4 protein-coding genes are annotated in these 2898 nt (G+C 55.9%); all 4 read right to left on the reverse strand.

Annotation, left to right across the window (positions count from 1 at the left end; genetic code table 11):
* On the reverse strand, positions 1–239 hold a 239-nt coding region (gene pgk / locus EGI20_RS17065; RefSeq protein WP_498632909.1), incomplete at its 3' end, for a phosphoglycerate kinase.
* A gap of 196 nt (positions 240–435) precedes the next feature.
* Positions 436–1080 carry a RipA family octameric membrane protein gene (locus EGI20_RS17070; RefSeq protein ID WP_498632911.1) on the reverse strand — a complete coding sequence of 215 codons (645 nt, stop codon included), beginning with the start codon at positions 1078–1080 and terminating at the stop codon, positions 436–438.
* Positions 1081–1208: 128 nt separating this feature from the next.
* Positions 1209–1739: an REP-associated tyrosine transposase gene (locus tag EGI20_RS17075; RefSeq protein ID WP_498632912.1), complete on the reverse strand. Its 531-nt coding sequence runs from the start codon at positions 1737–1739 to the stop codon at positions 1209–1211.
* Positions 1740–1870: 131 nt separating this feature from the next.
* Positions 1871–2881, reverse strand: coding sequence for a type I glyceraldehyde-3-phosphate dehydrogenase (gap, locus tag EGI20_RS17080; RefSeq protein ID WP_498632914.1), 1011 nt, complete (start codon positions 2879–2881; stop codon positions 1871–1873).
* Between the last annotated feature and the right edge of the window lie 17 nt (positions 2882–2898).

Consider the following 2898-nt stretch of genomic DNA (forward strand, 5'->3'; position numbering starts at 1 on the left):
CGTTTGGCCACCGGCGCCAGGCTGTCTTCCGGCTTGGGCTCGCCCTCGGTCGGACGGCCGAGGTGGGTCATCAGGATCACCGACGCACCGGCCTTCAGGCAGTGCAGGATGGACGGCAAGGATGCGCGGATACGGGTGTCGTCACCGATCACGCCGTTTTTCACCGGCACGTTCATATCGACGCGGATCAGCACGCGTTGCCCGGCGAGGTTCTGTTCAGTCAGCTTCTTGAATTGCATGGTCACTCCGTTGGGGAATGGGGAGTCGGAAATGGGGAACAGGTTTTTAGCAAAACCGTTTCCTGATGGCCGCTCGTGTTTCCGTGTTTATTCGTAGGGTGGGTTAGCCGCCTGCGGCGGCGTAACCCACCATTCATTAGCGTGGGCAGATTGTGGTGGGTTATGGCGGTTTTGCCATCTGACCTACCCTACTCGCTTAATTGCCTTCTCTAGATCGTGAATCCACTGCCGTATTTTCGGGCGGAAGTATCAAATTATTGGCTTTAAAATCAAAATCAACAGAGAACGTATTAACTAGCAACGCAAACCAAAAAGCAGAAAGAGCCAAGCCAACGTAAATCGGCATCTTTCCTACGGAGAATTTTTTAGAAATCAAGAAATTTACGGGCTTGTCAAAAGGAGAGTCGTCTCTCATGCTTCTTTCAACATCTTTTTTTGCGGCCTCAATTTTCCCAGAAAACAACTCGTACTTAGGCGCACCCAAAACAGAAAGAAGCCTTATTTCTGTATCTTTTACCTTCTGTTCCCATCGGGCCTGCCAGAATTTTGCTCCCGCTGCCGTAAAGGCTTGGCAAACCGAAATAGCAATCCCAAGCAGGCATGTAAAAACTATCAGAGTTTTAGTGTATTTGCCTTGCGCCTGCAAAAGACCAGCCAGCAATACACCTTGAAAAATCATGAAGAAATTATTTCGGCTATTCAGATTTTGTATCTCCAAATCCCTAGCCTTAATTGCCATTTCATATACGCGTTTTAGGCGATTGATACTGTCTGCTTTTTTTGAGTTTATCAACTGAAATCGCATCTTAAATAAATAACAAATTGTCAAAAATAAATTCATAGAGCACGTGGCACGTAGGGTGGGTTAGGCCGCAGGCCGTAACCCACCAATATTCACCAACGCCACCACAACATGGTGGGTTACGGCGGCTTTGCCGCCTAATCCACCCTACAAGATTCATCCAACAATCAATCCGGCCCGCCAATATCTTCGTCCGGGGCATCGCCCCAATCGGCCGGATAAAAACCCTGTGTAACATGGCGGTGGAAAGTCGAATACGGCCAATCGCTGACCCGTTCCACCCAGCCGTGTTTCACCGGGTTGTAATGCACATAATCCACATGGCGCACGAAGTCGTTTTCGTCGCGGATCAGGTGTTCCCAATAACGCCGCTGCCAGATGCCACGCTCGCCATGTTTCAGGCGCGAGGCCGAGCGGGTTTCGCCTTGTGGCAGTGCCCGGCTGAAGCCGGACTTGATCAGCCGCCAGCGCGTGGCGAAATCGGCATCGCCTTCGGGCAGCTCGATCACGCAGTGCAGGTGCTCGGGCAATACCACCCACGCGTGGATGGTGAACGGGTAGTCCTGTTTAACCTTGCTGACTGCAGCGCGCAGCAGGTCGATATGTTCGACCAGCAGCCGGTTGTCGTGGCGCTCAAGCAGCGTCACGGTAAAGAAATAGGTGCCGCCGGGCCGCCACAGGCGGCGGTAGTCGGACATGGTGTTTTCGCTTCTGGCTTGCGCCGGGGTAGGGTGGGTTAGCCGCCTGCGGCGGCGTAACCCACCGACCGGATGTTGGTTTGGTGGGTTACGGCGGCTTTGCCGCCTAACCCACCCTACCCCTCAGCTGATCAGCAGCTGAACATCGCCTTGCCGGTGCGCAGCATCTGCTGGCAGAAGCCCCACTCGTTGTCGTACCAGGCCAGTACTTTAACCATATTGCCGCCGGTGACCTTGGTCAGGGTGGCGTCGAAGGTCGAGGCTTCGGTGCTGTGGTTGAAGTCGCCGGAGACCAGCGGCAGGGTGTTGTAGCCCAGCACGCCTTTCATCTTGCCGTCGGCCATTTCCTTGACGATGGCGTTCACTTCTTCAACCGTGGTGTCGCGGCCGGCTTCGAAGGTCAGGTCAACCAGCGATACATTGATGGTTGGCACGCGTACGGCGAAACCGTCCAGCTTACCTTTCAGCTCCGGCAGTACCAGGCCGACGGCCTTGGCGGCGCCGGTCTTGGTCGGGATCATGTTCTGGGTGGCGGAACGGGCGCGGCGCAGGTCCTTGTGGCGCACGTCGGTCAGCACCTGGTCGTTGGTGAAGGCGTGGATGGTGGTCATCAGGCCTTTTTTCAGGCCGATGGTGTCGTTCAGCGCCTTGGCCACCGGAGCCAGACAGTTGGTGGTGCAGCTGGCATTGGATACGACGGTCATGTCGGCACGCAGCACGTCGTGGTTGACGCCGAACACTACGGTGGCGTCCACGTCGTCACCGCCCGGGGCGGAGATCAGCACCTTCTTGGCGCCGGCATCGATATGAGCCTGGCACTTTTCCTTGGAGGTGAAGGCGCCGGTGCATTCCAGCACCAGATCGACGTTCAGTTCTTTCCATGGCAGTTCGGCCGGATTGCGGGTGGAGAAGAACGGGATCACATCGCCGTCAACGATCAGGTTGCTGCCTTCATGTGAAACCGGGGTGGCGAAGCGGCCGTGTACGGTGTCGTACGAGGTCAGGTGGGCATTGGTCGCCAGGTCGCCGGAGGCGTTGACGGCGACGATCTCGAAGTCGCCACGCAGATTGTATTCGTAGATGGAACGCAGGGCCTGACGGCCGATACGGCCGTAACCGTTGATTGCAACGCGGATGGTCATTGAGTTTCTCTCCGAGA

It is taken from the genome of Aquitalea sp. S1-19 (assembly GCF_024343515.1).

Bases quoted from the DNA above. Each gene is read 5' to 3' on its own strand.
- EGI20_RS17070 (WP_498632911.1), bottom strand. From the start codon at position 1,080: ATGAATTTATTTTTGACAATTTGTTATTTATTTAAGATGCGATTTCAG.
- EGI20_RS17075 (WP_498632912.1), bottom strand. From the start codon at position 1,739: ATGTCCGACTACCGCCGCCTGTGGCGGCCCGGCGGCACCTATTTCTTT.
- gap (WP_498632914.1), bottom strand. From the start codon at position 2,881: ATGACCATCCGCGTTGCAATCAACGGTTACGGCCGTATCGGCCGTCAG.